This window comes from Brevibacterium sp. LAARM3_SD1 (genome assembly GCF_057364765.1).
This window is the reverse complement of record NZ_JBNFOL010000016.1, coordinates 60,604-84,481: the sequence shown is the minus strand read 5'-3', so window position 1 is coordinate 84,481 and position 23,878 is coordinate 60,604. Positions and strand designations below refer to the sequence as shown.

Here is a 23,878-nt window from a genome sequence, read left to right as displayed (position 1 = left end):
CCAGCAACCTCGCGCGAGGTTGCTGGGCCGCCGTCAGGTAGCAATTAGGGTCAGAGCGGGGTGCCGTCTACCCAGACTGCTGCGATGTCGCCGGGGGTACCCATGGCGAAGATCTTTGCGAGGGCATCTCCGTCGTCGGCGGCGTGGCGGATGCCGACGTCGAGCGGCTGGCCCTCGGCCGGGCGGATGAGCACGGCGTCGAAGCGCTTGCCCTCGCTCAGCACGCCGACCTCATCGAGCTCGAGCGCTTCGGCCCCGGCCTCGGTCGCCAGGTGCAGCAGATGCGCGGAGTTCAAAGCCACTCCCCCAGCCGGATCGAGCTGCTGCATGAAGTACGACTGCACGCCCTCCTTGAGCAGGTTGAAACCCGTACCCGCCCCGACATCGGTGCCCAAGGCCACTCGGACACCGGCCTCGATATGCCGGCGCAGCGGGAAGAAACCGCTGGCCAGAGCCGAGTTCGAGGTCGGACAGTGCGCGGCCACGGCCCCGGCCTCAGCCATGCGCTCGAGCTCCCGATCCTGCGGGTGGACATTGTGCGCGAGCACCGTGCGCCGCCCCACGAGCCCCGCCCGGTCATAGGTGTCGAGGTAGTCGAGAGCCTCGGGGTGGATCTGCGCGACCCCGGAGATCTCATCGACATTTTCGTTCAGGTGCGAGGTCACCCAGATACCCGGATTCTCCTCGACGAGGCGGCCGCGGCGGCCAGCAGCTCCGGCCCTGCTGAGAACGAGAACCGCGGAGTCACCGCGTAGCGCAGCCGTCCCTTCCCGTGCCATCGGTCGATGAGCGCCTGGCTCTCCTCGGTCGAGCGCTCCACGTCGGTGAGCAGCGCCTCGGGCAGGTTCCGGTCGCCCGTGACCAGGCCGGAGGTGATCCGCAGCCCCGACTCTGAAGCTGCGGAGAAGAAGATGTCCATGGCTGAGGCGAAGTGCGAACCGAAGACCATCGCCGAGGTGGTCCCCGCCGAGATCAGTCCCGTGAGGAATTCGCCAGCCACCGCTTTCGCGTAGGCGGGGTCCCCGAGTTTCGCTTCTTCGGGCAGGGCGCATTGGTCGAGCCAATCGAGCAGCGGCCGCCCGAGGTGGCCGATGGCCCGCACCTGCGGCAGGTGGACGTGAGTGTCGACGAGTCCGGGGATGAGCACGCCGTCGCGGAGGTCGACGACTTCCGCCTCGGGATGCGCGGTGCGGGCAGCGTCGAAGGTGGTGCGGGAGGTGATGAGCCCGTCGTCGACGACGAGGGCGACATCGGAGGCCGAGCGCAGCCGGCCCCCGGTGAATGGGTTGTCCGGCGTATCGAAGACGCGGGCACGATAGATGACCACAGTTGTTCTCCTAGAGTCAGTGATGTCAGTCAGCAGAAAGGGTTCAGGCCATGCGGCCGAGCAGGTCCGCGGCGACGCTCACGGCGATCGTCGCGGGTGCTTTTCCAGGCAGATCGGGCAGTCCGATCGGGCAGCGGATGGTGTCGATGACCTCGGATTCGAAGCCTTCGTCGGCGAGGTTCTTGCGGAAGCGCTGCCATTTCGCGTTCGAGCCGATGAGCCCGACCGATCCGAGGTCGCCGCGGGTCAGCGCCGCGGAGCACAGGTGCAGGTCCTCGGCATGGTCATGCGTCATGATGACCACGTGCGCTCCGGCCGGCAGCTCCGTGATCACCTCTTCCCCGACGACAGCGAATTCGCGGCGTATCCGCGCCACCGGCTCCTCCAACTCATCGAGAGCCTCGAGCTGTTCCGGCCGTGAATCGGACACGGTCAGGTCGAGATCGTGGCGGGCGAGAATCCGGGTGAGCTCGAGTCCGATGTTGCCGATACCGAAGATCGCCACCGAGGCGGGCACGGGCAGGGGTTCGAAGAGCATAGTGACCTCTCCGCCGCAGCATTGGCGACCGTATTTGGCCGGAGCCTTGTCGTTGAGCCGCAGGGTGAGCATCTCCGGGACCTGCTGCCCCTCGGAGAGCAGTTCCCGGGCACGGGTGAGGGCCGTCATCTCGAGATTGCCCCCGCCGATGGTCCCGAACAGGTCATCAGCGGTGGCGATCATCTTCGCTCCCGCCTCGCGTGGGGCATGCCCGCGCACCGCGGCGAGAGTGACGAGGACAGCCGGCACCCGAGCTGTGCGAAGCTCGGCTGCGGTGTCCATCCAGGTCATGACGGAACTCGTTGTCCTTCCCTCGTCGAGGCGGCCGCCCCCGAGTCCTGCCCGCGGGCTTCTTCGATCGCCCAGAACACGGCTTCCGGTGTGGCCGGGGACGCGAGTTCGACGCTGTGGCCGGGGCTCGCGAAGGCACCCACGGCTTCGCGCAGGGCTTCGCGGACGGAGAAGGCGAGCATGAGCGGGGGTTCGCCCACGGCCTTCGACCCGTACACGGCTCCCTCTTCATGTGCTTTGTCGAGGAAGGTGACATTGAAGATCTCGGGGACTTCGGAGAAGCTCGGGATCTTGTATGTGCTCGCCGCCTGAGTGGCCAGTCGGCCGCGGCTCGGCTTGTCCGATTCGTCCCAGCGCAGATCCTCCAGGGTCAGCCAGCCGGCGCCCTGGATGAAGCCGCCCTCGATCTGTCCGAGGTCGAGCAGCGGTGACAGGGAGTCTCCCACGTCGTGGACGATGTCGACGCGGCGCAGGGTGTAGGAGCCGTCGAATCGGTTGACTTCGACTTCGGACACCGCGGCCCCGTAGGCGAAGTACTTGAACGGTTCGCCGCGCATCTGGGACAGGTTCCAGTGCAGTCCCTCGGTGCGGTAGAAACCGGAGGCCGAGAGCTGGATGCGCTGGAAGTACGCGGTGTTGATCAGCTCTTCCCAGGTCACCGTCTTCGTTGAGGACAGTGCGGAGACGATTCCTCGTGAGATCTCCACCTCATGGGCGGGTGCACCGAGGATGCCCGCGGCGACCTGCCGCAGCCGGTCGAGGATCTGGTCGCAGGCGTTCTTCACCGCTCCGCCGTTGAGGTCGGAGCCGGAGCTCGCGGCCGTCGCCGAGGTGTTGGGCACCTTGTCCGTGCGCGTCGGCGCCAGACGCACCGTCGACAGGGGCACGCCGAGGGTGGTGGCCGCGACCTGCAGCATCTTCTGATGCAGTCCCTGCCCCATTTCGGTGCCGCCGTGGGTGACGAGGACGGATCCGTCCTTGTACACGAGCACGAGCGCTCCGCCCTGGTTGAAGGCGGTGAGGTTGAACGAGATCCCGAACTTCACCGGAGTGATCGACAGTCCTCGTTTGATGTGCTCGTGGCTCAAGTTGAACGCTTCGATCTCAGCCTCGCGGGCCTCCAGATCGGATTGGGAGATGAGCTGGTCCCAGCACGCCCCGATCCGCTCGGGATGACGCACCGGCTGATAGTAGGGAGTGTCCTGACCTTGCGCGTAGAAGTTCCGGCGGCGCAGCTCACGGGCGCTCAGTCCCAGTTTGGGGGCGACGCGTCCGATGATGTCTTCCATGACGAGCATGCCCTGCGGGCCGCCGAATCCGCGGAAGGCAGTCTGCGAGGTCTTATTGCATTTGGCGATGCGGCCGGTGACCCGAATGTTGGGCACCCAGTAGGCGTTGTCGATATGGCACATGGCGCGGGTGAGCACCGGCTCGGAGAGGTCGAGGCTCCACCCGCCGTCCGCGGTCAGCGTCGCATCGAGGGCGAGGATCTTCCCCTCCTCGGTGAATCCGATCTTCCACGACGAGTGGAATCCATGCCGCTTGCCGGTCATGGTGATATCCCGGGTGCGGTCGAGGCGCAGTCGCACCGGCCGGCCCGTGAGCTTCGCACCGAGCGCTGCCAGGGCTGCGTAGCCATGAGGCTGCATCTCCTTGCCGCCGAAGCCTCCGCCCATGCGCAGGCACTGGACGGTCACTTCGTGGGCCGGCACTCCGAGGACATGGGAGACGATGTCCTGAGTCTCGGTGGGATGCTGGGTCGAGGACTGGATGAAGACCTGTTCGTTCTCATCCACATGCGCCAGGCAGGCCTGCGTCTCGAGGTAGAAGTGCTCCTGACCGGCGAACTCGAATTCGCCTTCGAAGACATGAGCGGCATCGGCGAACGCGGAGTCGACCTCGCCCTTGTCGATCGACAAGGGCTTGCCGTGGTAGCTGTCGGCGGCGATGGCATCGCGCACGGTCACCAGCGACGGCAGTTCCTCGAACTCGGCGGTGACGGCCGCAGCGCCTTCCTTCGCGGCTTCGAGATCCTCGGCGAGCACCCAGGCCAGGGGCTGGCCGAAGAACATGATCTCGTCGACCGGCAGCATCGGCTCATCGTGCTTGACGCCCTGATCGTTGACGCCGGGGATATCGGCGGCCGTGATGACCTTGACGACTCCGGGCACCGCGTAGGCGGGTTCGATATCGATGGCGCTGAGGCGGCCGTGCGCGGTCGTCGACTGCACGGGGAAGGCGTGGAGGACCCCGGTGAGACGTCCGATGAGGTCATCGGTGTAGAGCGCGGATCCGGTGACGTGACCGAAGGCGCTTTCGTGGTGGTGGCGTTCGCCGACGACCGGGTCGGCGGGGCGCTGGGAGAGCTGGCTCATCACTTGACCTCCTTGCTGGTCACAGCCGGGTGGCCGAGCTGCTCGGCGTAGAAGCGTTCGAGGGAGGACCGCAGCATCGCGGTCCGGTATTTCGCACTCGCCCGGTGGTCGTCCATCGGGGTGCCTTCGGCGGCGAGGGTCTCGGCCGCCGCATGAACGGTCTCCACTGTCCAAGGCCGACCTTCGAGGAGGGCTTCGGTGGCGGTGGCGCGCAGCGGGGTGGCCGCGACTCCGCCGAGGCCGATCCGGACCTTCGCGATCAATCCGTCCTGAATGTCGACGGCGTAGCCGATCGCCACCGAGGAGATGTCGTCGAAGCGGCGTTTGGCGATCTTCTGGAACGACGTCAGCGGGGACAGCGGCAGCGGGATGCGGATGGCGGTGATGAGCTCATCGGCTTCTCTGACCGTCTGCCGGTATCCGGTGAAGTAGTCGGCCAGTGCCACGGTTCGCGCCCCGCGCACGGAGGTGAGCACGAGTTCGGCTTCGAGGGCCAGCAGCGCCGGCGGGGTGTCGCCGATGGGCGAACCGGTGCCGAGGTTGCCGCCGATGGTCGCCCCATTGCGGATGAGGCGGGAGGCGAACTGCGGGAACAGCTTGCCCAGCAGCGGAATGTCTCCAGCGAGCTCACGTTCGAGTTCGGACAGGGTGTGGGAGGCGCCGAGTTCGACGAACGAATCGGTGCGGCGGATTCCGCGCATCTCCTCGAGCCGGTCGACGGCGAGGATATTCTTGGCCCGTGCTCCCTTGATGTTGACCTCGACGCCCCAGTCGGTGGCCCCGGCCACGACGGTGGCCTCGGGATCCTGGCTGAGGATGGAGGTCGCCTCGGCGAGGGTGGCGGGACGACGGTAGCGTCCGATCTTCCCCGTGGCGGTGTCGGCTCGCTGATAATCGGTGGCTCGAGCCGACGGGGCCGGACGCTCACGGCGAGCGGCCAGTGCATCGTCTGCGGCGGGCTGTCCCAGCGCATTCGCGGCATCGCGGATGGGACGGTAGCCGGTGCAGCGGCACAGATTGCCCGACAGGGAGTGGAGGTCGAAGCCGTCCTCGCAGCGGTCGGGGCGGTAGTATTCGGCGGCCATCGAGGAGATGAAGCCGGGGGTGCAGTATCCGCATTGGGATCCGCCGCGCACGGCCATCTCTTCCTGGACGGGGTGGACGGTGTCTCCGTCGGCCAGACCTTCGGAGGTCACGACCTCTCCTCCGTCGAGGGCTGCCGCCGGCAGCAGGCAGGAGTTCACTGAGGTCCAGCGGGTTCCACCGGATTCGTCGGGGCGGGCGACCATGATCGCGCAGGCCCCGCATTCGCCTTCGGCGCAGCCTTCCTTCGCTCCGGTCAGACCCTGACCGCGCAGGAAGTCCAGCGCATTCGTATGGGGTGGGCCGTCGAACTCGCGGACGGTCCCGTTGATTGTCACTTCGGCAGTTGACTGGTCCGTTGTCGCTGCGGACATCGCACTTCACACCTCCCGCGCCTCTCCACTGAGGCGCACAGTGCATGGTTGGAACAATTTGCTTCGTTCTTCGAGCCTCTGGTTATCCATGCGAACAGCGCAGAAGAACGCGGATGAGGGGACTGGGCGTCCCCGCAGGTCAAGCCCCGTGGGCGATCTGACCCTTTCCCCAAGCTGAGTGTCCAACCATTGTTCTCATGCCCCCAAGATAGCCGAAATCGGGCCGCGAACGAAGTACAGGACGAATCCGGCCGAGACGACCCACAGCAGCCAGTGGACCTGGCGGGCACGGTTGCTCATGGCGTGGATGAGCGCCCAGGAGATGAATCCGACGCCGATTCCGTTGGCGATCGAATAGGTCAGCGGCATCGTCACCATGGTGAGGAAGACCGGCAGCGAGGTGCGGAAGTCGGTCATGTCGATCTCACGGATCTGCGTGACCATCATGGCGCCGACGACGACGAGCGCCGCGGCTCCGGCTTCCATCGGGATGACGGCAATGAGCGGTGAGAAGAACATCGACAGCAGGAACAGCACACCGGTGACGCAGGCGGCCAGACCGGTCCGTGCGCCTTCGGCGATTCCCGCCGCGGAGTCGACGAAGACCGTATTCGACGACGCGGATGCACCGCCGCCGAAGACCGCGCCGAGACCTTCGACGATGAAGGCTCCGCGGATGCGCGGGAACATTCCGTCGTCGGTCTGCAGCCCGGCGCTGCGGGCGAGCCCCGTCATCGAGCCCATGGCGTCGAAGAAGTTCGTGAACACGAGGGTGAACACGAGCATCGTGGCCGCGAGGACGCCGATCTGCTGGAATCCGCCGACGAGGTCGAAGGCGCCGATGAGACCGAAGTCGGGAAGCGCGACGACCTGCTGCGGAAATTCCGGAGCGGAGAGGTTCCAGCCCAGCGGGTCCGGATCGACGGGGTCGCCGACGGTGCCGAGCTTCGCGAACGCTTGGATGATGATCGCGGCGATCGTGGCCACGATGATGCCGATGAGGATGCCGCCGGGGATCCTCCGCGCCACGAGGATGCCGATGAGGACGAGCGCGAAGACGAATACCAGCGTCGGCAGGGAACCGATCGATCCGTCCTGTCCCAGCTGGACTGGTGGTCCTGACGGGGTGCGGGTGACGAATCCGGCGTTGACGAAGCCGATGAAGGCGATGAAGAGTCCGATGCCCACCGTGATGGCGATCTTCAGCGCATGCGGGACGGCGTTGAAGATCGCGGTGCGGATGCCCGTGGCACCGAGGACGACGATGATGACGCCGTTGATGACCACGAGCCCCATAGCATCGGCCCAGGTGACTTCCTGGACGACGGAGACGGCGAGGAAGCTGTTCATTCCCAGGCCAGCGGCGAGACCGAAGGGCAGTCTGGCGACGACGCCGAAGAGGATCGTGATGACGCCGGCGACGAGCCCGGTGACCGCGGTCAGCTGGGCGAAGTCGAGGCTGTCACCGGCGATGTCCTGGGAGCCGCCGAGGATGAGCGGATTGAGGACGACGATATAGGCCATCGCGACGAAGGCGACGATGCCTCCGCGGATCTCCTGCCTGATCGTCGACCCACGTGGGGTGATTTCGAAGAATCTGTCGAGAAGCCCCGGTCTCGACGATGCGGTCTTCACCGCTTGGTCATTGTCAGCCATTTTCATGGACCACCTCAGGTTGTTCGATTTGGTCAGCCGGCGACATCATCGTCGTCGGCCCTGCGCCTTGAACATGCGCAATGAAACAGTCGAGTCTTCAGCCCCGGATACCGAAAAGTAATTCCATATCCCGGAAAACTCTTTCTGTTTCACCGAGCAAGTCTCGCCGCTCGACCCCGGTGTGTCAATCATCACACCTCTGCCCGCGCCGATGCCATCCTTCGACGAAACAGACGAAACCCCTGATCAGTTGCGTCTGATCAGGGGTTTCCCTTGGCGGTGGCGGTGGGATTTGAACCCACGGTAGGGGGTTGCCCTACACAACATTTCGAGTGTTGCACCTTCGGCCGCTCGGACACGCCACCGCCGACAACTGTACAGCGGTGGACTTTCTGCGTCCAAATCGGTTCGCCGTGAGCTGGGACACGTCAGCGTCTGGCCGCGAAGAACTCCCTCAGCAGGGCCCGGCTCTCCTCCGCTCGGACGCACGAGGTGACCTCCGGATGGTGGAGTGCAGCGCGGTCGCGAAGCAGGTCCCAGACCGATCCGACCGCCCCGGCCTTGTCGTCATAGGCACCGAATACGACTCGGTCGATGCGGGAACCGACGAGGGCGCCGGCGCACATCACGCACGGTTCCAGCGTGACGACGAGGGTGCAGCCGTCCAACCGCCACTCGCCCCGCACCGAGGCGGCGGCTGAGATCGCCATGAGCTCGGCGTGGCCGAGCGGGTCGGCATCAACCTCGCGCCGATTGTGACCGCGCCCGATGATCTCACCGCCGGCGTCGATGACGACGGCCCCGACGGGAACGTCGTCATGGGCGGGCGCGAGGGCCGCCTCGGCGAGGGCATGCCCCATCCATTCATCGAACCGGATCACGGACGCAGCGGTCAGCGTGCGGCCTCGAGCTGATCGGCGAAGCCGACGGTCTCACCGACGTGGGTGACGACTCGGGCGGGGTCGGACCGATAGCTTTCGACCTGGTCGATGAGCGTGGCGGCAGAGACTCCGCGGTCGGAGTAGATATCGGCGTCTCCGCCCCATTCGGCGTCGGCGTCGAACTCGAGCATCTCGACCTCGTCATCATCGTCATCGTCCTCGTCGACCGTGCCTTCATCCTCCTCGGCGCCGAAGTCCTCTTCGGGTTCGGCGTCGTAGGCATCGGGACGGGAATCGAGGAAGTCGGCGAAGATCTCCGCGAACGGGCTCGCCTCGACCGCGGCGAGATCGGAGAGGAAGATCTTGACCTCGTTGTTCCGGCACAGGCGCACGAGCCCGAACCATTCGTCTTCGTGTTCGATGACGGCCACAGCCTCGCCGTCGTCGCCGGCGGCCGAACGCATCATATCGACGAGGTCGTCGAGGTCGTTCGCGTCACGGACGTCGACATCGAGGGCGCGGAAGCCATCGCCGGAATCGGCCAGGATCTCAGTGAAGTACGACATGCCTCCATTGTGGACGCTTCGCCCCGCGTTGACCACTGCCGGAGAGGCGAAGTTCTCCCGTACCATTTGAGGTATGCATCTTCACGTAGCCGATCACCCGCTCATCGCCCACAAACTCACCGCTCTGCGCGATGTGAACACGGATTCCGCTCGCTTCCGGCAGCTCACCGAAGAGCTCGTCATGCTGCTGGCCTACGAGGCGACCCGATCGGTGTCGGTCGAGGACAAGGAGATCTCGACCCCGGTGACGACGACCACCGGCACCCGCATCGCCGAACCCCGCCCCGTCGTGGTCCCGATCCTGCGCGCCGGCCTCGGCATGCTCGACGGAATGCTGCGCATCCTCCCCACCGCCGAGGTGGGCTTCCTCGGAATGGTCCGTGACGAGACGACCTTCGAGCCCAGCGCCTATGCCGACCGTCTGCCCGATGACCTCACCGGACGGCAGATCTTCGTCGTCGATCCGATGCTCGCCACCGGCGGCACCCTGGCCATGGCCATCGACTTCCTGCTCGCGCGCGGGGCTCGCGACGTCACCGCAGTGTGCCTCGTCTCCGCACCCGAGGGCGTCCAGCGCATCGAACGCGACTACAGCGATTCCGCCGAGGTGAAGGTGTACACGGCGGCGCTCGACGAGAAGCTCAACGAGAAGGGCTACATCGTGCCCGGGCTCGGCGATGCCGGGGACCGGATGTACGGAATCGTCGACTGAGCGCACGCGCGGATGACGATTTCGGTCGTCCGCCTCGGCGACTGTGACGTCATATTTCGTCACAGTCGTCTCATTTTCGGACTTTCCTTTGCACGGCCGAAGTTTTTGTGACAAATAATGAAGCCATGACTTCGACGATCCATCAGATGCGAATGCCGGGCGCATACATGTGTATGCCCTGCGTTCGTGGTCGGTGATCGTACTCCCGCTGTCCGGCCTCGAACGAGTTCACTCAAGCAGCGGACTCTTCCAGTCATATCGACCTCATGGTCGAAAGCAAAGGACAGCTATGCCGAATCCAGAACCCGCCTACGTCCACCCCCGCAGTGCAGTGGCCACTCGACGTGCAGGAGCCAGGTTGAGCGCAGTCGACCCGCAGAACCCACCGCACACCTACGGACCGGCCGGTGTGGTGCCCTCACCGAAGGCCGCTCGCGGAATCATCGTCTACGTCGGACTCGATGAGACCAAGGCCGCGGCCGACGGCACGAACCTCTCCGCGATCGCCGCTGAGCTGCAGGCCTACGCCAAGGAACTGGCCAGCCAGGCCGAGACCCAGGCCGTCATCGCACTGGCCCCGGAGGGCCGCGGCAGCGATATCGACGCCGTGCGAGCCGTGGCCAACGGCTCCCCCGCAGCCACCGGTGCACCGGCGGCGACCCACGGACCCGTGCGCTCGCGCATTCCCAACCGCATCCACCCGCCGGCTCTGCGCGAGGAAGCCGCTCCGGCCGCTCCGGCGGCTCCCGCACCCCGCGGTTTCGGCGGACGTGCCGGCGACGCCTACACCCAGGCGACCGGCGAACGCCTGCGCATCGACATTCCCCGCCGCGAAGTCCGCATCGACGGTGACCTCGTCGACGTCACAACGAAGGAATTCGATCTTCTCGCCACCCTCGTCTCCCACGCCGATGAGACCCTGCCCCGTGAGGACCTCATCACCGCGGTGTGGTCCGGCGGTGAGGTTCCCGACGAACGCACCGTGGACGTCCACATCCGCCGACTGCGGCGCCGCCTCGGCGAATACGCTTCCGTGTGCGCACGATGAGGGGTTCGGGATATCGCTACGACACCCACCCCGATGTGACGGTGTGGAGTGCGACTGCGCGTCGCTGATGTCGTGCGGCTGTGAGCCGCGTCGCAAGTCGCTTCCAGCGTGGGGCCAGACTTCCCGGTTAAGATCGTTGATCGATGAACCAGGCATATTCCACACCGCGCAGAAGGCACAGCCCCGCGAAGGGCATCACCGCATTGATCTTCGGGATCCTCTATGCGGCATTCCTGCTTCTCCACAATCTGCTGCCGACGCGGATGGGCATCGCGCTCATCCTCGAATCGGCACTGCCGTGGACGGGAATCTTCCTCGCGCTGGTGCTGCTCATGTTCCTCATCCGCTTCTCGTGGCTCTCGGCGATCGGATTCCTCGTGCCCACTCTGGTGTGGACGGGGATGTTCGGCCCCGCCCTGCTGCCGAATGAGGATTCCGGTGATCCGGACCTGACGGTGGCCACCCACAATGTGGGGGCGAGGATGCCGCAGCCCACGGCGGCCGCGCAGAACATCGTCGACCGTGATCCGGACATCGTATCGATCCAGGAGCTCGAGTCCCTGTCGGGCAAGATCATCCACAAGGAGCTCGACTCCTCGTTCGAACATTCTCAGGTCGTCGACACCATCGGCGTATGGTCGAAGTGGCCGATGTCGGAGCCCGAGGAGGTCGACCTCGGCCTGCAGTGGCCGCGCGCGTTCGCGACCACGATCTCGACCGACCACGGTGACATCCGCTTCTATGCCGTGCATATGCCGTCGGTACGTCCGGGGCACGAGTCGATGCGCAATGCCGCCCTGCGCCGACTGGCCACGACTGTGGAGACCGACGGCGCCGAGCATGTGATCATCGCCGGTGACTTCAACACGGCGGCGACGGACAACAATATGGAGACCCTGGTTCCTCCGCTCAAGGATTCGAGGGAAGAGGCCCGAGGCGGCTTCGGCTTCACCTGGCCGTCCCAGTTCCCCGTCACCCGACTTGACCATGTCCTCTACCGCGGTTTCGACGCGACATCCGACGAGGTGCTCGAACGCGGGTCTAGTGACCACCGCGCCGTCCTCGCCGGGCTCGACCTCAAGTAGGTTTCGTACGGCCCCCGACGTTCAGTTCGTGCACTGGCCCGTCGGCTGCGGTGCGTCCTCGGCGGCACCGGCCTCGAGTTCATCGGCGATCTCGGCTCGCGTGAGTGCGTAGCCGGTTTCGTCATCGGTGGCCGAGCGGGCGAAGACCATGCCGACGACGTTTCCGTCGGAGTCGATGAGCGGGCCTCCCGAATTGCCTTCCCGGACGATTCCGCGCAGTGAGTAGACCTCCCGGACGACCGACTGCGAGTCGTAGATGTCGAGTCCGCGAGCGTTGATCTTCTCCCGTACACGGGTCGGTGAGATCGTATAGGGACCGTTGGCGGGGAATCCGACGACCACGGAGTCGTCGCCCGACCCGAGTCCGTTTCCGAAGTCGAGGGCGGGGGCATCGAGTCCTGGGACCCGGAGCACGGCCACGTCGGCTTCGGCATCGAATTCGACGACCTCGGCCTGGTAGGGTCGGCCCTTGCCGCCCACCTGCACTGCGAGTTCGGTGGATCCGGCCACGACGTGGGCGTTGGTGGCGACGAGTCCGTCCTCAAAGACGAAGCCGGACCCTTCCGAACCGGTGGCGCAGCTGGTGGCCGTCGTCGTGATCTTGACGACCGAGTCCTCGACGCTGCGTCCGACATCGACCATGCCTTCGTCGGGTTCTCCCACGCCGCGGATCTGTTCGGGCTGGCCGGAGAACACCTGCGGGAACCCGGAGGCGCTCAGTCCCTTCGCCAGTCCGCCCAGCGCATTCTGGGAGGAATAGGGAATGGCGCGGTCGATCGCTGCGATGACCGTGGAGTCGGCGACCCAGCGGTTGGGTTCGACGAGCGGGGTGGTGCGAATGAAGCCGGCGGCCAGCCAGACGACGAGGACATAGACGATTCCAGCGGTGATGGTGCCGCCGACGGCGTCGATGCCCTGACCGAGGTCGGAGTCCATATTGTGTTTGATCCACGCCCCGATGCCGCTGCCGGCGAAGGCGAAGAGGACGCTGAGGACCAGCGGCATCGAGGCCAGCAGCATGAGCACGCCGGGGTTGTCCATGACATCGGTGCCGGAACTCAGCGATTCGACGAGCGGTGAGAGCAGGCGTCCGAGGATCCAGCCGACGACTAAGCCGGCCGCGGTTCCGAGGGCCGTGATGATGCCCTGCCGGAACCCGGCGAAGAGCGTCCCGATGCCGAGGACGATGAGGAGGATGTCGAGAACTGTCACCGCTGGTACTTACCGCACTGTCTGTTTGGAGGCCGCGAGCAGACGTTCGCGGGCGTCGGAGAACTGCTTGAGCTCGGCCCGTTCGATCTTGCGTTCCTGTTCACCGCCGATTCCAGAGAGCACCCGCATCCGCGTCGTCGACAGCTTGCCGGAGGTGCGGATCATGGTCTTCATCTCCTCCTTGCCGCCGGGGAACGACTTCGCCCAGTCGCGACCATTCTTCCGGCCCTTCCAGGTGGCGAGCATGTCGACCTCGGCGTGGGTGAGCCAACCGGAATTCGCATAGTCGCCGAGCATGTTCTGCGTATGCATGCGTTCGCTGCGGCGCAGGATGAGGCCGAGCGTGACCCAAGCGCCTGAGAGGATGAGACTGAGGATGACGAGGCCGGTTCGAGAGACGAGCTCATTGTGGGTGATCTCCTGATCGATGATGGACAGCAGCACCATCGAACCGTTCCAGAAGCCGTGCAGGACCATGCCGAGCGCGATCCCGGGCAGCCACATGAGAATGAGCGACCACCACGGCCATTTGCGGGCGGCGAGGCCGATCGACACGCCGGCAGCCGTCGAGAATGTTGTGTGCAGCAGCGGTGAGCACAGGCACCTGACGACGAAGAGCTCCATCAGCCCCTCGACCTGGCCCTCGTTCCACGCTCCCCCCAGATAGAGGACGTTCTCGGTGAAGGCGAATCCCGCACCGATGAGCGAACCGTAGACGAGCCCGTCGAGGGGGCCTTCGAAGTAGCGCCGTGCTGCAAGGACGATGACCAGGAGGAGAACGGTCTTCATCGATTCTTCGACGACCGGGGCTTCGATGACCGTCCCGATCAGACTGGGCATGCCCTGGAAGCCGGCGAGGGCGAGGGCGATCTGCCCTGCGATGGAGAAGGCGAAGGTGAGGATAACGGCTGCGACGGCGCCCCAGAGGAGACAGATGCCCAAGAGAAGCTTCGGCTGTGGTCTCCAGCGATCGAGCCAGAGCACGTAGGCGATGATGCCGAGAAGCGGAACGGCCGAGAGGCCGATGAGGGCGAACAGACGAACGCCGAAGGTCAACCCGCCGAAGAGGGCAAGAAGAGCCAGTCCGACGATGAGCCCCACGAGAACGAGAATCGCGGCGACCAGGCGGACGATGTTTCCCGTCGAATCAGGTTCGGTCTCCGGCTGTGCTTTCCGAACGGCGCCGGTCCAGGGAGTGTCGGTGACGATCTGCGGGGGTGCCTGCATGCCTGCACGGATCCGCATCTCCTGCGTCACCGTCGGGGCAAACCGCGGCTGAGCATAGACGCGCGCCTGCGCCGGCGGAGCGCATACATCACCGGCTGACCCTGCATCACCGGCTGACCCTGCCTCATCGGCTGGCCGGGCATGGGTTGCCCTTGAGGCGGCATCTGGTGGCCGGGAGCAGGCTGCATCTGAGGCTGACCGTGCATTACCGGTTGGCCCTGCATGGGCGGCTGCCCCTGCGGCGGCACTGGCTGCCCTTGTGGCGGCATGGGCCGGCCAGGCGCCTGGGGTCCATTCTGTCCTCGCATGGGCGGCTGCTGCGGGTTCGGCTGCTGCGATCCCTCCGGCCGTGGCCGGAATCGATCGTGATTCTGCTGTGGCTGATTCTGTTGCGGCACTTGGCCGTGGGCAGGGGGAACGTTCGGGTTCGGTGGGCCCTGCACCTGGGGCGGCTGCGGTCTCTGCGAACCGGGACCGTTCTGTGCCGACATAGATCGTCCTTCTGCAATGGGGGAATTTCCGCTCACCTCAGTCTAAAGTCCCAGCCCGCTGTGAACGCCCTCGTCATGTATCCGTCCAGCAACACTTCAGCCGACTGCCACGTTCTGCAGACGACTACACGAGCCCCACTCAACCATTTTCGGCTGTGGACAATCGCGAATTCTTCGACTCGGTCTCGGCCGAGGAACCAGACGACAGTGAAAGCGCCTCGAGCCATTCGACCGTCGTCCGACAGTCGGCATCACCCACCACACGTGCCAGCCACTGCCCGTTCCTCCCGGCCCCACTCCCCTCCCTTCGGAGATCAGTACGATCACCACTCACACGTCAGAACCTGTGGACGCTCAAAACGGTATCCACAGCCCCTCAAACAGCCCTAGCTGGCCAGGCAGCGCCCAGTGTCGAATCGGTCCATGACTACTCTCAGACTCGCATCGCTGCGAACCGCGCTGCTCCTCACCATCCTCACAGTCGCTTCCCTCATCGGGTTGGGACCGGCCAAAGCCTCGGGACCACCGGTCAGTCTCGGCGAGGTTCCGGTGCTCGCCGCTCCCAACGCCTACGGACCGGGCATCTGGCACCACGCGAAACAGGGCAAGACCTGGTACGGGTCCTACCGCACCTTCCCCGACACCCCTGCCTACTGCATCGATGCAGGCAAGAAGTCCCCGCTGCCGAAATATTTCAAAGGAGCGAAAGCCGACGAGGTCACCTCGGCCCGTACCGCATGGGCGCTGCACGAATACGCGGGGTCGAAATCGAAGGATGTGCAGGCGGCACTGAGCGCGATGGCCCGCCTCGACAAAGCGCTCCCCCACGATCACACAGTGCCGCCGCAGAAACCGGCTGACCTAGGCACAAAGTTCGAAGCGGCCGCGAAGAAGTACTCGACGATCCTCGCCGAGGCGAAGAAGTTCGCCGGGCCATACACTCTCGACATCAGCCTCGAACCGGTGCTGCGCATGCCTGTGCTCGAACCTCACACCGCCCCGGAGTCCGCTCCTTCTCCTGATTCCTGGGCCTCCGACTCCAAGGACAACGACCGCAGCGCCGACAAGGATAGCCCCGACAAACCGAAGATCCTCGGCACGCCCACCGACGAGGCGACGCTGACGGTCTCGCTGACCAGTGCATCGGGAGCCCAGGTCCCCGACGTTCCCATCGCGCTGAAGACTGCCGGCACGACGAAGGCACCGACGACCCTGACCACGGGCAAAGAGCCAGTGACCACAACGCTGCAGGCGAGCGCGCCCGGCACTCTGTCAGTGACGGCCTCGGCGAAGGTCGCTCCGCAGACCGTGCGAGTCTTCGAACCGACCTCCGGCACGCGGGTACAGCGAGTCGTCACCCCGGACACTCCCGACTCCGTCACGGACAAGGCGTCGCTGGAGCTCAGCTCCCAACCGAAGGTGACCACCGAGATCTCCGACCAGACGCCGACGCCGGGTGAGACGGTCACCGACGAGTTCACCGTCTCCGGCCTCATCGGCGACCACACCGTCACCGTCGAACACACCCTCTGGCAGACCGCGACGGCCCCGAAGCAGGGCACGAAGAACGATGATGCACGCGAAATCGCGTCCGTGACCTCGAAGGATGTCGGCAACGGCACCCACACATCCGGTGAGGTCACCGTGCCCGAGGACTTCCGCGGTTGGCTGTACTTCACCGAGACGATCGCCGGGGACACGTCGACGAAGGAATGGAAGGGAATCCACGGCCAACCTCGTGAGACCGGATTCGTCCCGTGGACCCCGACCGCCGACACCGAGGCGGTGCTTGAGGGCACATCGACCCACGACGAGGTGGCCGTGACCGGTCTGCGGCCGGGTTCCGAAGCCGTCCTCACCATCACCGCCTACCATGTGGAGACCGAACCCGAGCAGTCGAAGGAGACCGCCGGCACGGAGTTGTCCGTGCAGGACTTCACCGTCATCGCCGACGAGAAGGGCCACGTCGAGATCAGCACGGAGCCGATCGACATGCCCGTCGGCTGGGTCACCTATGTGACGACGATCGAGGGCAGCGACGTCAATAGGGCGTGGACGAGCGACTGGGGCGTCCCGGCCGAAACCGTGCATCGTCCGCCCGAGGAGATGCCGTCCACTCCCCCGGCACCACCAGAGGAGCCAAGCACACCGCCGGCTCCGCCGGAACAGCCTGAGGCTCCCGAGTCCCCGGAGAAGCCCGAGACCCCACCGGCCGAACCGGTCGCAGAAACTCCCGCGGCGCCCGAGACACCGGCGGCCCCGGCCCCCGAGCTGCCTCGCACCGGCACAACCGGAAACGGAATGCTCATCGGTCTGGGCATCGTCCTCCTCGGGCTCGGCTCAACGATCCTGCTGATCTCCGGCAGCCGCCGCGACAAGGAGTGAAACACCCTATGAATACACCTCACCCCCGACCGCACACGCGCGGTCGGGGGTGACGTGTGCTCAGTCCTGAACCCAGGTGTCGGCCCAGGCGCGGGCACCGTTCATCATCAGACCGACATCGGCACCGACGAGGACGAAGGACGCTCCGGCCTCCAGGTACTTCCGTGCCTGGTCGGGGTCGAAGGCATTGACTCCGACCGGTTTGCCGGCGGCCTTCACCGCCTCGAACGTCCGCGCCACCGCATCGGTGACGTCCGGATGGGTCTGCTGGCCGAGCAGACCCATCGACGCGGCCAGGTCGGAGGGTCCGACGAAGATCTGGTCGATTCCGTCGACCGCGGCGATCTCGGCGGCATTATCGACCGCGGTCGCCGATTCGATCTGCACGGTCAGGGACACGAACTCCTCCGCACGACCCAGGTACCCGTCCACTGCATTCCACCGGGAGCCTGGCCAGGGCCGAACCGACCCCGCGCACACCTCTCGGCGGATAATGGACGGCCGCCACAGCCGCCTCGGCGTCGGATTTCGTATCGACCATCGGCACGAGCAGATTCTGCGCGCCGAGGTCGAGGTACTGCTTGATGAGCACACGATCATTCACCGGCACCCGCACGACCGGGGTCGCCGGGTAGCCGTTCATCGCGCGCAGCAGACTCGTCGTGGTCTCGAGTCCGATCGGAGAATGCTCTGCGTCGATGAGCACCCACTGCATCCCCGAGGCGGCGGCGATCTCGGCGGCCACGGGCGAACCCGAGCACACCCACATCCCGGCCAGGTACTCGCCATCGCCGAGTCCGGTCACACGGTCTGAGAAGGTCTGCGGCAGTTCTACTCGAAACGGCATGTGATGACTCCCAGCTCTCCGTAGTCGGCGTGGACGGTGTCGCCGGGATGGACCCACATGGGGCGGGTGAACGATCCGGCGAGCACGGTCTCTCCGGCCTGCAGCACGTCGCCGTGTTCGGCGAGCTTGTTGGCCAACCACACGATTCCGCGGGCCGGATGGTCGAGTACGGCGGCGGCGACTCCGGAGTCCTCGATGGTCTCGTTGCGATAGAGCAGAGCGTTCACCCGACGCAGGTCGACGGCGTCGACGGCGACCGGTCGTCCACCGAGGACCATCGCACCCAGTGCCGCATTGTCCGAGATGGTGTCGACGATCGTGCGCCCCTCCATCTCGATGCGCGAGGACAGGACCTCGAGTGCGGGAACGACGTACTCGGTGGCCCGGAGGACGTCGAAGAGACTGACATCGGGTCCGCGCAGTTCGTCACGCAGCACGAAGGCGAGTTCGACCTCGATGCGCACGCCCGAATACTGCGAATGATCGATCACGGACCCGGTGTCATAGACCTGATCGGCGAAGATCGCTCCGTAGTCTGGTTCGGTGATCCCGGTGGCCTGCTGCATCGGCTTCGAGGTCAGCCCGATCTTGTGACCGTAGAGTCGACGGCCGGCGGCTTCACCGCGACGGCGCCATTCGTTCTGCACCGCATAGGAGTCCTCGACCGTCATATCCGGATACTTCGCGGTCAGCAGACCGATCTTCGACCGCGTCCGCTCCGCTTCCGCGAGATCGTCGGCGATGGCCGCGATCGTTGCCTCATCGAGCATGTGGATTCCTTTCAGAGCTGGTTGCCCAGCTTGCCCTCATTCTCATCCGCGCGGGTGTAGGAGAACCCGTCGGCACCGATCGTCACGGCCATCTCCGAATCGTCCGTGCGGGCGTGCACGGGCTGCGGGTTGCCGTCGAGATCGAGGACGAGCGAGGCGTCCGTGTACCAGGACGGCACGACGGGGTTGCCCCACCAGTCGCGGCGCTGATTGTCGTGGACGTCCCACGTGATGACCGGGTTGTCCGGGTCGCCGGTGTAGTAGTCCTGCGTGTACACCTCGACGCGGTGACCGTCGGGGTCGCGCAGGTAGAGGTAGAACGCGTTCGAGACGCCATGGCGGCCGGGTCCGCGCTCGATCGAGTCGGACCGGCGCAGGGCACCGAGCTTGTCGCAGATGGAGAGGATGTTGTGCTTCTCATGGGTGGCGAAGCAGACATGGTGCATGCGCGGTCCGTCGCCACCGGTCATCGCCGTGTCATGGACGGTGGACTTGCGGCGCATCCACGCGGCGTAGACCGTGCCCTCCTCGTCCTGGATGTCCTCCGTGACGCGGAAGCCGAGGTCCTGCATGTACTTCACAGCCCGAGGCACATCCGGGGTGACCTGGTTGAAGTGGTCGAGGCGGACGAGTTCGCCGGGGATGTGCAGGTCGTAGCGCCACGACATGCGTTCGACGTGATCGGACTGGTAGAAGAACTCGTACGGGAAGCCGAGCGGGTCGACCACTCGCACCGAGTCGCCCACGCCCTTGACGAAGCCGTCGGGATTGCGTCGGACATCGCAGCCGAGTTCGGTGTAGAAGGCCACGGCCTTGTCGAGCTCTTCCGGGCTGCGCACCCGGTAGGAGAACGCGGCCACGGCAGCGACCTCGCCCTTGCGCAGGACGAGATTGTGGTGGATGAACTCCTCCGTCGAGCGCAGGTAGAGCGTGTTCTCGTCCTCTTCGGTGACATAGAGTCCGAGCACGTCGACGTAGAACTCCCTTGACGCGGCGAGGTCGGTGACGACGAGTTCCATATACGCGCAGCGGAGGATGTCGGGCGGGCTCGCCTGCGGTGTGACGATCGGGTTGTCGGTGGCGATGCTCGTCTCCTGGCTGACGAAGTAGCCGGCCGAGGTCCGAGTCATATCAGTGCGTTTCGTCATGGTCGCCTCACTGCTTTCCGAAGACGGGGTTGTGGACCTCGCCGAGGTTGATGTGCACGGACTGCTGTTCCGTGTAGAAGTCGATCGACCGGTAGCCGCCCTCGTGGCCGAGGCCTGAGGCCTTGACGCCGCCGAAGGGGGTGCGCAGGTCGCGGACGTTGTTCGAGTTCAGCCACACCATTCCCGACTCCACGGCCTGGGAGAAGTTGTGGGCGCGCTTGAGATCGGAGGTCCAGATATAGGCGGCCAGACCGTACTTCGTGTTGTTCGCCAGCTCCAGGGCCTCCTCGTCGGAGGAGAACGGGGTGATGGCGACGACGGGTCCGAAGATCTCCTCCTGGAAGATCCGGGCGTCGGGCTTCACATCGGCGAACACGGTCGGCTGGACGAAGTTTCCGGTCTCGAAGCCCTCGGGGCGTCCGCCGCCGGCGACGAGGCGGGCCTCGGACTTGCCGATCTCGACGTAGGACATGACCTTCTCGTAGTGCTCGGGGTGGACGAGCGCGGCCACCTCGGTGGCGGGATCCGACGGCAGACCGACCTTCACGCGCTTGGCCTGGGCGGCGTAGCGGGAGACGAATTCGTCGTAGATCGATTCCTCGACGAGGATGCGCGACCCGGCGGTGCAGCGTTCCCCGTTGAGGGAGAATACTCCGAAGATCGTGGCGTTGACCGCGGCATCGAGGTCCGCGTCGGCGAAGACGACGGCCGGGGACTTGCCGCCGAGTTCCATCGACAGGCCCTTGAGCCAGGGTGCTGCGTTGGCGAAGATCGTCTGTCCGGTCGAGGATTCGCCGGTGAAGGAGATGAGCGGCACGTCGGGGTGCTTGACGAGCGAGTCGCCGGCGAAGCCCTCCTCGCCGAAGCCGTTGACCATGTTGAACACTCCGGTGGGCAGTCCGGCCTCTTCGAAGATGCCCGGCCACAGGGAGGCCGAGAGCGGAGTGAATTCGGCGGGCTTGAGCACGACGGTGTTGCCGGTCGCGATCGCCGGTCCCAGCTTCCAGGACTCGAGCATGAACGGGGTGTTCCACGGGGTGATGAGTCCGGCCACGCCGATGGGCTTGCGGTTGACGTAGTTCGCCTGGCGGCCGGGAACCTTGAAGGCGTCGTCGACCTGGGCGACGATGAGGTCGGCGAAGAAGCGGAAGTTCTCCGCCGCGCGCGCCGCCTGGCCCTTGGCCTGGGTGATCGGCAGTCCGGAGTCGAAGGACTCCATCGCGGCGAGCTCGTCCTTGCGCGATTCGACGATGTCGGCGATCTTGTTGAGGATGCGTGCACGCTCACGCGGCAGCATCTTCGGCCACGGACCTTTGTCGAAGGCCTTCTTCGCCGCGGCGACTGCGGCTTCGATATCGGCCTTCTTGCCCGAGGCGGCCTTGATGTACGGCTCGTTCGTCACCGGGTTGAGCACATCGAATTCTTCTCCGTCGATGGAGTCGACGAATTCCCCGTTGATGTAATGGCGGATCTTCTCCGGCATGCCAGCCGGTGGGGTGATGGACTGTGTCATGACTTGTCCTCTCTATGAATCTGTCTGCAAATCCGTGGTTGGGGCTGTGGTCGTCTGGGAGTTCTGGAAGCTGTGCAGAGTGGCCGAGCGATGCTCGCGCACGGCCCGTTCGACCTCCTGCGCCGAGGCGCGGGCCCGGATGAGGGCGACGATGCGGGAGTGTTCCTCCACCGACTCGAGCGCCCGTTCGGGGACGAAGGAGAACGTCGAATCCCGCAGGTGGTTGAGCCGGTCCCATTCGAGTTCGACGAGGGTGCACAGCCGCTCGTTAGGGCAGCGCCGGTAGAGAGTTTCGTGGAACTTGTGGTTGAGCCGGGTGAACTCGGCGGGTTCGAAATCGTCGAGCAGAGCCCGCATCCGATCGTTGATCCGCTCCGCGGCATCGAGATCATCGGCGCCGAGGCGGCTCTGGGCTTGGGCGACGGCCGCGGCCTCGAGGATCGCGACCGTTTCCATCGACTGGGTGTAGGAGCCCTGATCGACCATGGCCACACGCGCCCCGACATTGCGTTCGAAGGTCACGAGCCCGTCGGCTTCCAGCCGGCGGATGGCCTCGCGCACCGGCACCACGGAGGTGTCGAGCTCGAGTGCGATCTGCGCGAGCACGAGCTTGTGGCCGGGCTGATATGTCTGGTCGGCGACGCGTTCGCGGATCCACCGATAGGCGATCTCGGCCTTGCTCAGAGATGGAGAGCCGACCCCTGCCTGTTCGGTCTTCACCGGGAGGCCTTCCACTCGTCGAACTTCGTCTTCCACTCGCCCTTCGGCGGGAAGAGTCCGTCGATCGGGTTGCCGGCGGCGACTTGTTCGGCCACCCAGCCGTCCTCGATCTCCTTGGCCAGTGCCGCGTCGACGACCTCTTCGGCCAGGTCGCGCGGGATGACGATGGCTCCGTCGTCATCGGCGACGATGACATCGCCGGGCAGCACGGTGGCGTTTCCGCAGGCCACGGCCACGTCCGACTCCCATGGGACATGCCGGCGGCCGAGCACGGCCGGGTGCTTCGCGGTGGAGAACACCGGCAGGATCTCGGCCACTTCGGCGGAGTCGCGGACTCCCCCGTCGGTGACGACTCCGGCGGCGCCGAGCGATTTCGCGCGCAGGGCGAGGATGTCGCCGAGGGTGCCCGAACCGGATTCGCCGCGGGCTTCGATGACGACGACCTCACCGGGGCGGATCGCGTCGAATGCCTGCTTCTGGGCGTTGAAGCCGCCGCCGTGGGATTTGAACAGGTCTTCGCGGTTGGGCACGAAGCGCAGAGTCTTCGCGGTGCCGACGATCTTTGCGCCCGGCTTCAGCGGGGCCACACCTTCGATGACGACGTTGTTGAGTCCGCGCGAGCGCAGCTGTGCCGACAGGCCCGCGGTCGGGGCTTCGGTGAGCTTGGCGACGAGCTCGGCGTCGAGTCCTGCCGCTGCCGCGTCGCTGTCGCCCTCCGGTGCGAGTCCGGCCGCTTCGCGTGAACCCCAGGCGTCGACCGTCAGCGCTTCGTTCACCGCGGGCAGATCGCCGAGGGCTTCGTCGAAGTCTCCGGGACCGTCGACGACCGTGGTGGTCAGCCGCCCGGAGCTCAGTTCCCGTCCGCTCGCCGAGGCGGCCGTGACCTCGACCTCGACCGTGTCGCCGGGAGCGACGACGGAGGATCCGGCCGGAGTGCCGGTGAGGATGACGTCACCGGGCTCGAGGGTCAGATGCTGGCTGAGGTCCGCGACGATGCGCGGGAGGGAGAAGATGAGCTGATCGGCGCGCGTGCCGTCGTCCTGGACGACTTCGCCGTTGACCCAGGTGCGCAGGCGCAGGGAGTCGGGGGCCGCCTCGGTGGCGGGGATGAGTTCGGGGCCCAGCGGGGTATAGCCGTCGCGGCTCTTCGAGCGCACGTTCGCCCCCTTGTCCGGGTTCTTCATGTCGTAGAGGCCGAAGTCGTTCGACGCGGTCACGCCTGCCACGTACGACCAGGCGTCCGCCTCGGTGACGTTGCGGGCGGGAGAGCCGATGACGATGGCGGCCTCACCTTCGAAGGCGAGCAGCGAGGTGCCTGCGGGGCGCTCGATGGTCTGGCCGGAAGCTGCGACGGAGCTGGCCGCTTTGAGGAAGTAGGACGGCTGTGCGGGGCGCTTGCCTCGCTGGGCCGCACGGGACTCATAGGCCACATGAACGGCAATGATCTTGCCCGGACGGGCGGGAACACCTGCTGGAGTCGACATCGATCTCACACCTCATTTCGATTGGCTTCACCACAGATCGTATATGATCCGGTTCCCGAGGACAAGTAATCCAGGCCACACGGAACGTGGCCAGAATGCACGGCAGACGTACGACAGGACACAGGAGTCATAGCAGCACAGAAGC

The 23,878-nt window shown here is 65.8% G+C and carries 17 protein-coding genes, 1 tRNA gene and 2 pseudogenes; 4 read left to right on the top strand and 16 right to left on the bottom strand.

Annotated elements, in window-relative coordinates; translation table 11 throughout:
• Positions 1 to 50 precede the first annotated feature (50 nt).
• From AC2W7L_RS10810 to AC2W7L_RS10775, 8 genes and pseudogenes are all read right to left on the bottom strand, one after another.
• Positions 51 to 1,102, bottom strand: a pseudogene (locus AC2W7L_RS10810) (guanine deaminase).
• A 268-nt stretch (positions 1,103 to 1,370) separates the two neighbouring features.
• Entirely contained in the window at positions 1,371 to 2,156 is a 786-nt protein-coding gene (gene xdhC / locus AC2W7L_RS10805) for a xanthine dehydrogenase accessory protein XdhC (protein ID WP_486004468.1), read from the bottom strand.
• On the bottom strand, positions 2,153 to 4,531 hold the full coding sequence (xdhB, locus tag AC2W7L_RS10800) for a xanthine dehydrogenase molybdopterin binding subunit (protein WP_486004467.1): 2,379 nt from the start codon (positions 4,529 to 4,531) through the stop codon (positions 2,153 to 2,155). The genes xdhC and xdhB overlap by 4 nt, the downstream gene beginning before the upstream one ends.
• Entirely contained in the window at positions 4,531 to 5,988 is a 1,458-nt protein-coding gene (locus tag AC2W7L_RS10795; RefSeq protein WP_486004466.1) for a xanthine dehydrogenase small subunit, read from the bottom strand. Before AC2W7L_RS10795 ends, xdhB begins: the two co-directional genes overlap by 1 nt.
• 195 nt (positions 5,989 to 6,183) lie before the next feature.
• Positions 6,184 to 7,644, bottom strand: coding sequence for an NCS2 family permease (locus AC2W7L_RS10790; protein WP_486004465.1), 1,461 nt, complete (start codon positions 7,642 to 7,644; stop codon positions 6,184 to 6,186).
• 274 nt (positions 7,645 to 7,918) lie between these two features.
• Positions 7,919 to 8,009, bottom strand: a tRNA-Ser gene (locus tag AC2W7L_RS10785).
• Between the two features lie 63 nt (positions 8,010 to 8,072).
• Positions 8,073 to 8,504 (bottom strand): nucleoside deaminase, encoded by a 432-nt coding sequence (locus AC2W7L_RS10780; protein WP_167200672.1) that lies wholly within the window; start codon positions 8,502 to 8,504, stop codon positions 8,073 to 8,075.
• 32 nt (positions 8,505 to 8,536) lie between these two features.
• A complete protein-coding gene (locus AC2W7L_RS10775) occupies positions 8,537 to 9,091 on the bottom strand; it encodes a tRNA adenosine deaminase-associated protein (RefSeq protein WP_486004464.1) in 555 nt (184 codons plus the stop codon).
• Positions 9,092 to 9,164: 73 nt separating this feature from the next.
• Here AC2W7L_RS10775 and upp point away from each other — a divergent pair, with 73 nt between their 5' ends.
• The 3 genes from upp to AC2W7L_RS10760 all read left to right on the top strand — a co-directional run bounded on the left by upp (position 9,165) and on the right by AC2W7L_RS10760 (position 11,936).
• Positions 9,165 to 9,803 (top strand): uracil phosphoribosyltransferase, encoded by a 639-nt coding sequence (gene upp, locus AC2W7L_RS10770; protein WP_167194173.1) that lies wholly within the window; start codon positions 9,165 to 9,167, stop codon positions 9,801 to 9,803.
• 289 nt (positions 9,804 to 10,092) lie between these two features.
• Positions 10,093 to 10,851: a winged helix-turn-helix domain-containing protein gene (locus AC2W7L_RS10765; RefSeq protein ID WP_486004463.1), complete on the top strand. Its 759-nt coding sequence runs from the start codon at positions 10,093 to 10,095 to the stop codon at positions 10,849 to 10,851.
• Positions 10,852 to 10,994: 143 nt separating this feature from the next.
• A complete protein-coding gene (locus AC2W7L_RS10760; RefSeq protein WP_486004462.1) occupies positions 10,995 to 11,936 on the top strand; it encodes an endonuclease/exonuclease/phosphatase family protein in 942 nt (313 codons plus the stop codon).
• Between the two features lie 21 nt (positions 11,937 to 11,957).
• Here AC2W7L_RS10760 and AC2W7L_RS10755 read toward each other — a convergent pair whose 3' ends face one another.
• Both AC2W7L_RS10755 and AC2W7L_RS10750 read right to left on the bottom strand, forming a co-directional pair.
• Positions 11,958 to 13,148, bottom strand: coding sequence for a MarP family serine protease (locus AC2W7L_RS10755; protein WP_486004461.1), 1,191 nt, complete (start codon positions 13,146 to 13,148; stop codon positions 11,958 to 11,960).
• Between the two features lie 9 nt (positions 13,149 to 13,157).
• Positions 13,158 to 14,405 carry a PrsW family intramembrane metalloprotease gene (locus tag AC2W7L_RS10750; RefSeq protein ID WP_486004460.1) on the bottom strand — a complete coding sequence of 416 codons (1,248 nt, stop codon included), beginning with the start codon at positions 14,403 to 14,405 and terminating at the stop codon, positions 13,158 to 13,160.
• Between the two features lie 884 nt (positions 14,406 to 15,289).
• Here AC2W7L_RS10750 and AC2W7L_RS10745 point away from each other — a divergent pair.
• Positions 15,290 to 17,251, top strand: coding sequence for an LPXTG cell wall anchor domain-containing protein (locus tag AC2W7L_RS10745; RefSeq protein ID WP_486004459.1), 1,962 nt, complete (start codon positions 15,290 to 15,292; stop codon positions 17,249 to 17,251).
• 60 nt (positions 17,252 to 17,311) lie between these two features.
• Here AC2W7L_RS10745 and AC2W7L_RS10740 read toward each other — a convergent pair.
• The 6 genes and pseudogenes from AC2W7L_RS10740 to AC2W7L_RS10715 form a co-directional block, all read right to left on the bottom strand.
• Positions 17,312 to 18,098, bottom strand: a pseudogene (locus AC2W7L_RS10740) (HpcH/HpaI aldolase family protein).
• Positions 18,083 to 18,868, bottom strand: a complete 786-nt coding sequence (locus AC2W7L_RS10735; protein ID WP_486004458.1) for a fumarylacetoacetate hydrolase family protein — start codon at positions 18,866 to 18,868, stop codon at positions 18,083 to 18,085. Before AC2W7L_RS10735 ends, AC2W7L_RS10740 begins: the two are co-directional and overlap by 16 nt.
• Positions 18,869 to 18,879: 11 nt before the next feature.
• Positions 18,880 to 20,016: a 3,4-dihydroxyphenylacetate 2,3-dioxygenase gene (gene hpaD / locus AC2W7L_RS10730; RefSeq protein WP_486004457.1), complete on the bottom strand. Its 1,137-nt coding sequence runs from the start codon at positions 20,014 to 20,016 to the stop codon at positions 18,880 to 18,882.
• A 7-nt stretch (positions 20,017 to 20,023) separates the two neighbouring features.
• Complete coding sequence (gene hpaE / locus AC2W7L_RS10725; RefSeq protein WP_486004456.1) at positions 20,024 to 21,529, bottom strand: 5-carboxymethyl-2-hydroxymuconate semialdehyde dehydrogenase; 1,506 nt, start codon at positions 21,527 to 21,529, stop codon at positions 20,024 to 20,026.
• 12 nt (positions 21,530 to 21,541) lie between these two features.
• Positions 21,542 to 22,249 carry a GntR family transcriptional regulator gene (locus tag AC2W7L_RS10720; protein ID WP_486004455.1) on the bottom strand — a complete coding sequence of 236 codons (708 nt, stop codon included), beginning with the start codon at positions 22,247 to 22,249 and terminating at the stop codon, positions 21,542 to 21,544.
• Positions 22,246 to 23,733, bottom strand: a complete 1,488-nt coding sequence (locus AC2W7L_RS10715) for a fumarylacetoacetate hydrolase family protein (RefSeq protein WP_486004454.1) — start codon at positions 23,731 to 23,733, stop codon at positions 22,246 to 22,248. The genes AC2W7L_RS10720 and AC2W7L_RS10715 overlap by 4 nt, the downstream gene beginning before the upstream one ends.
• Between the last annotated feature and the right edge of the window lie 145 nt (positions 23,734 to 23,878).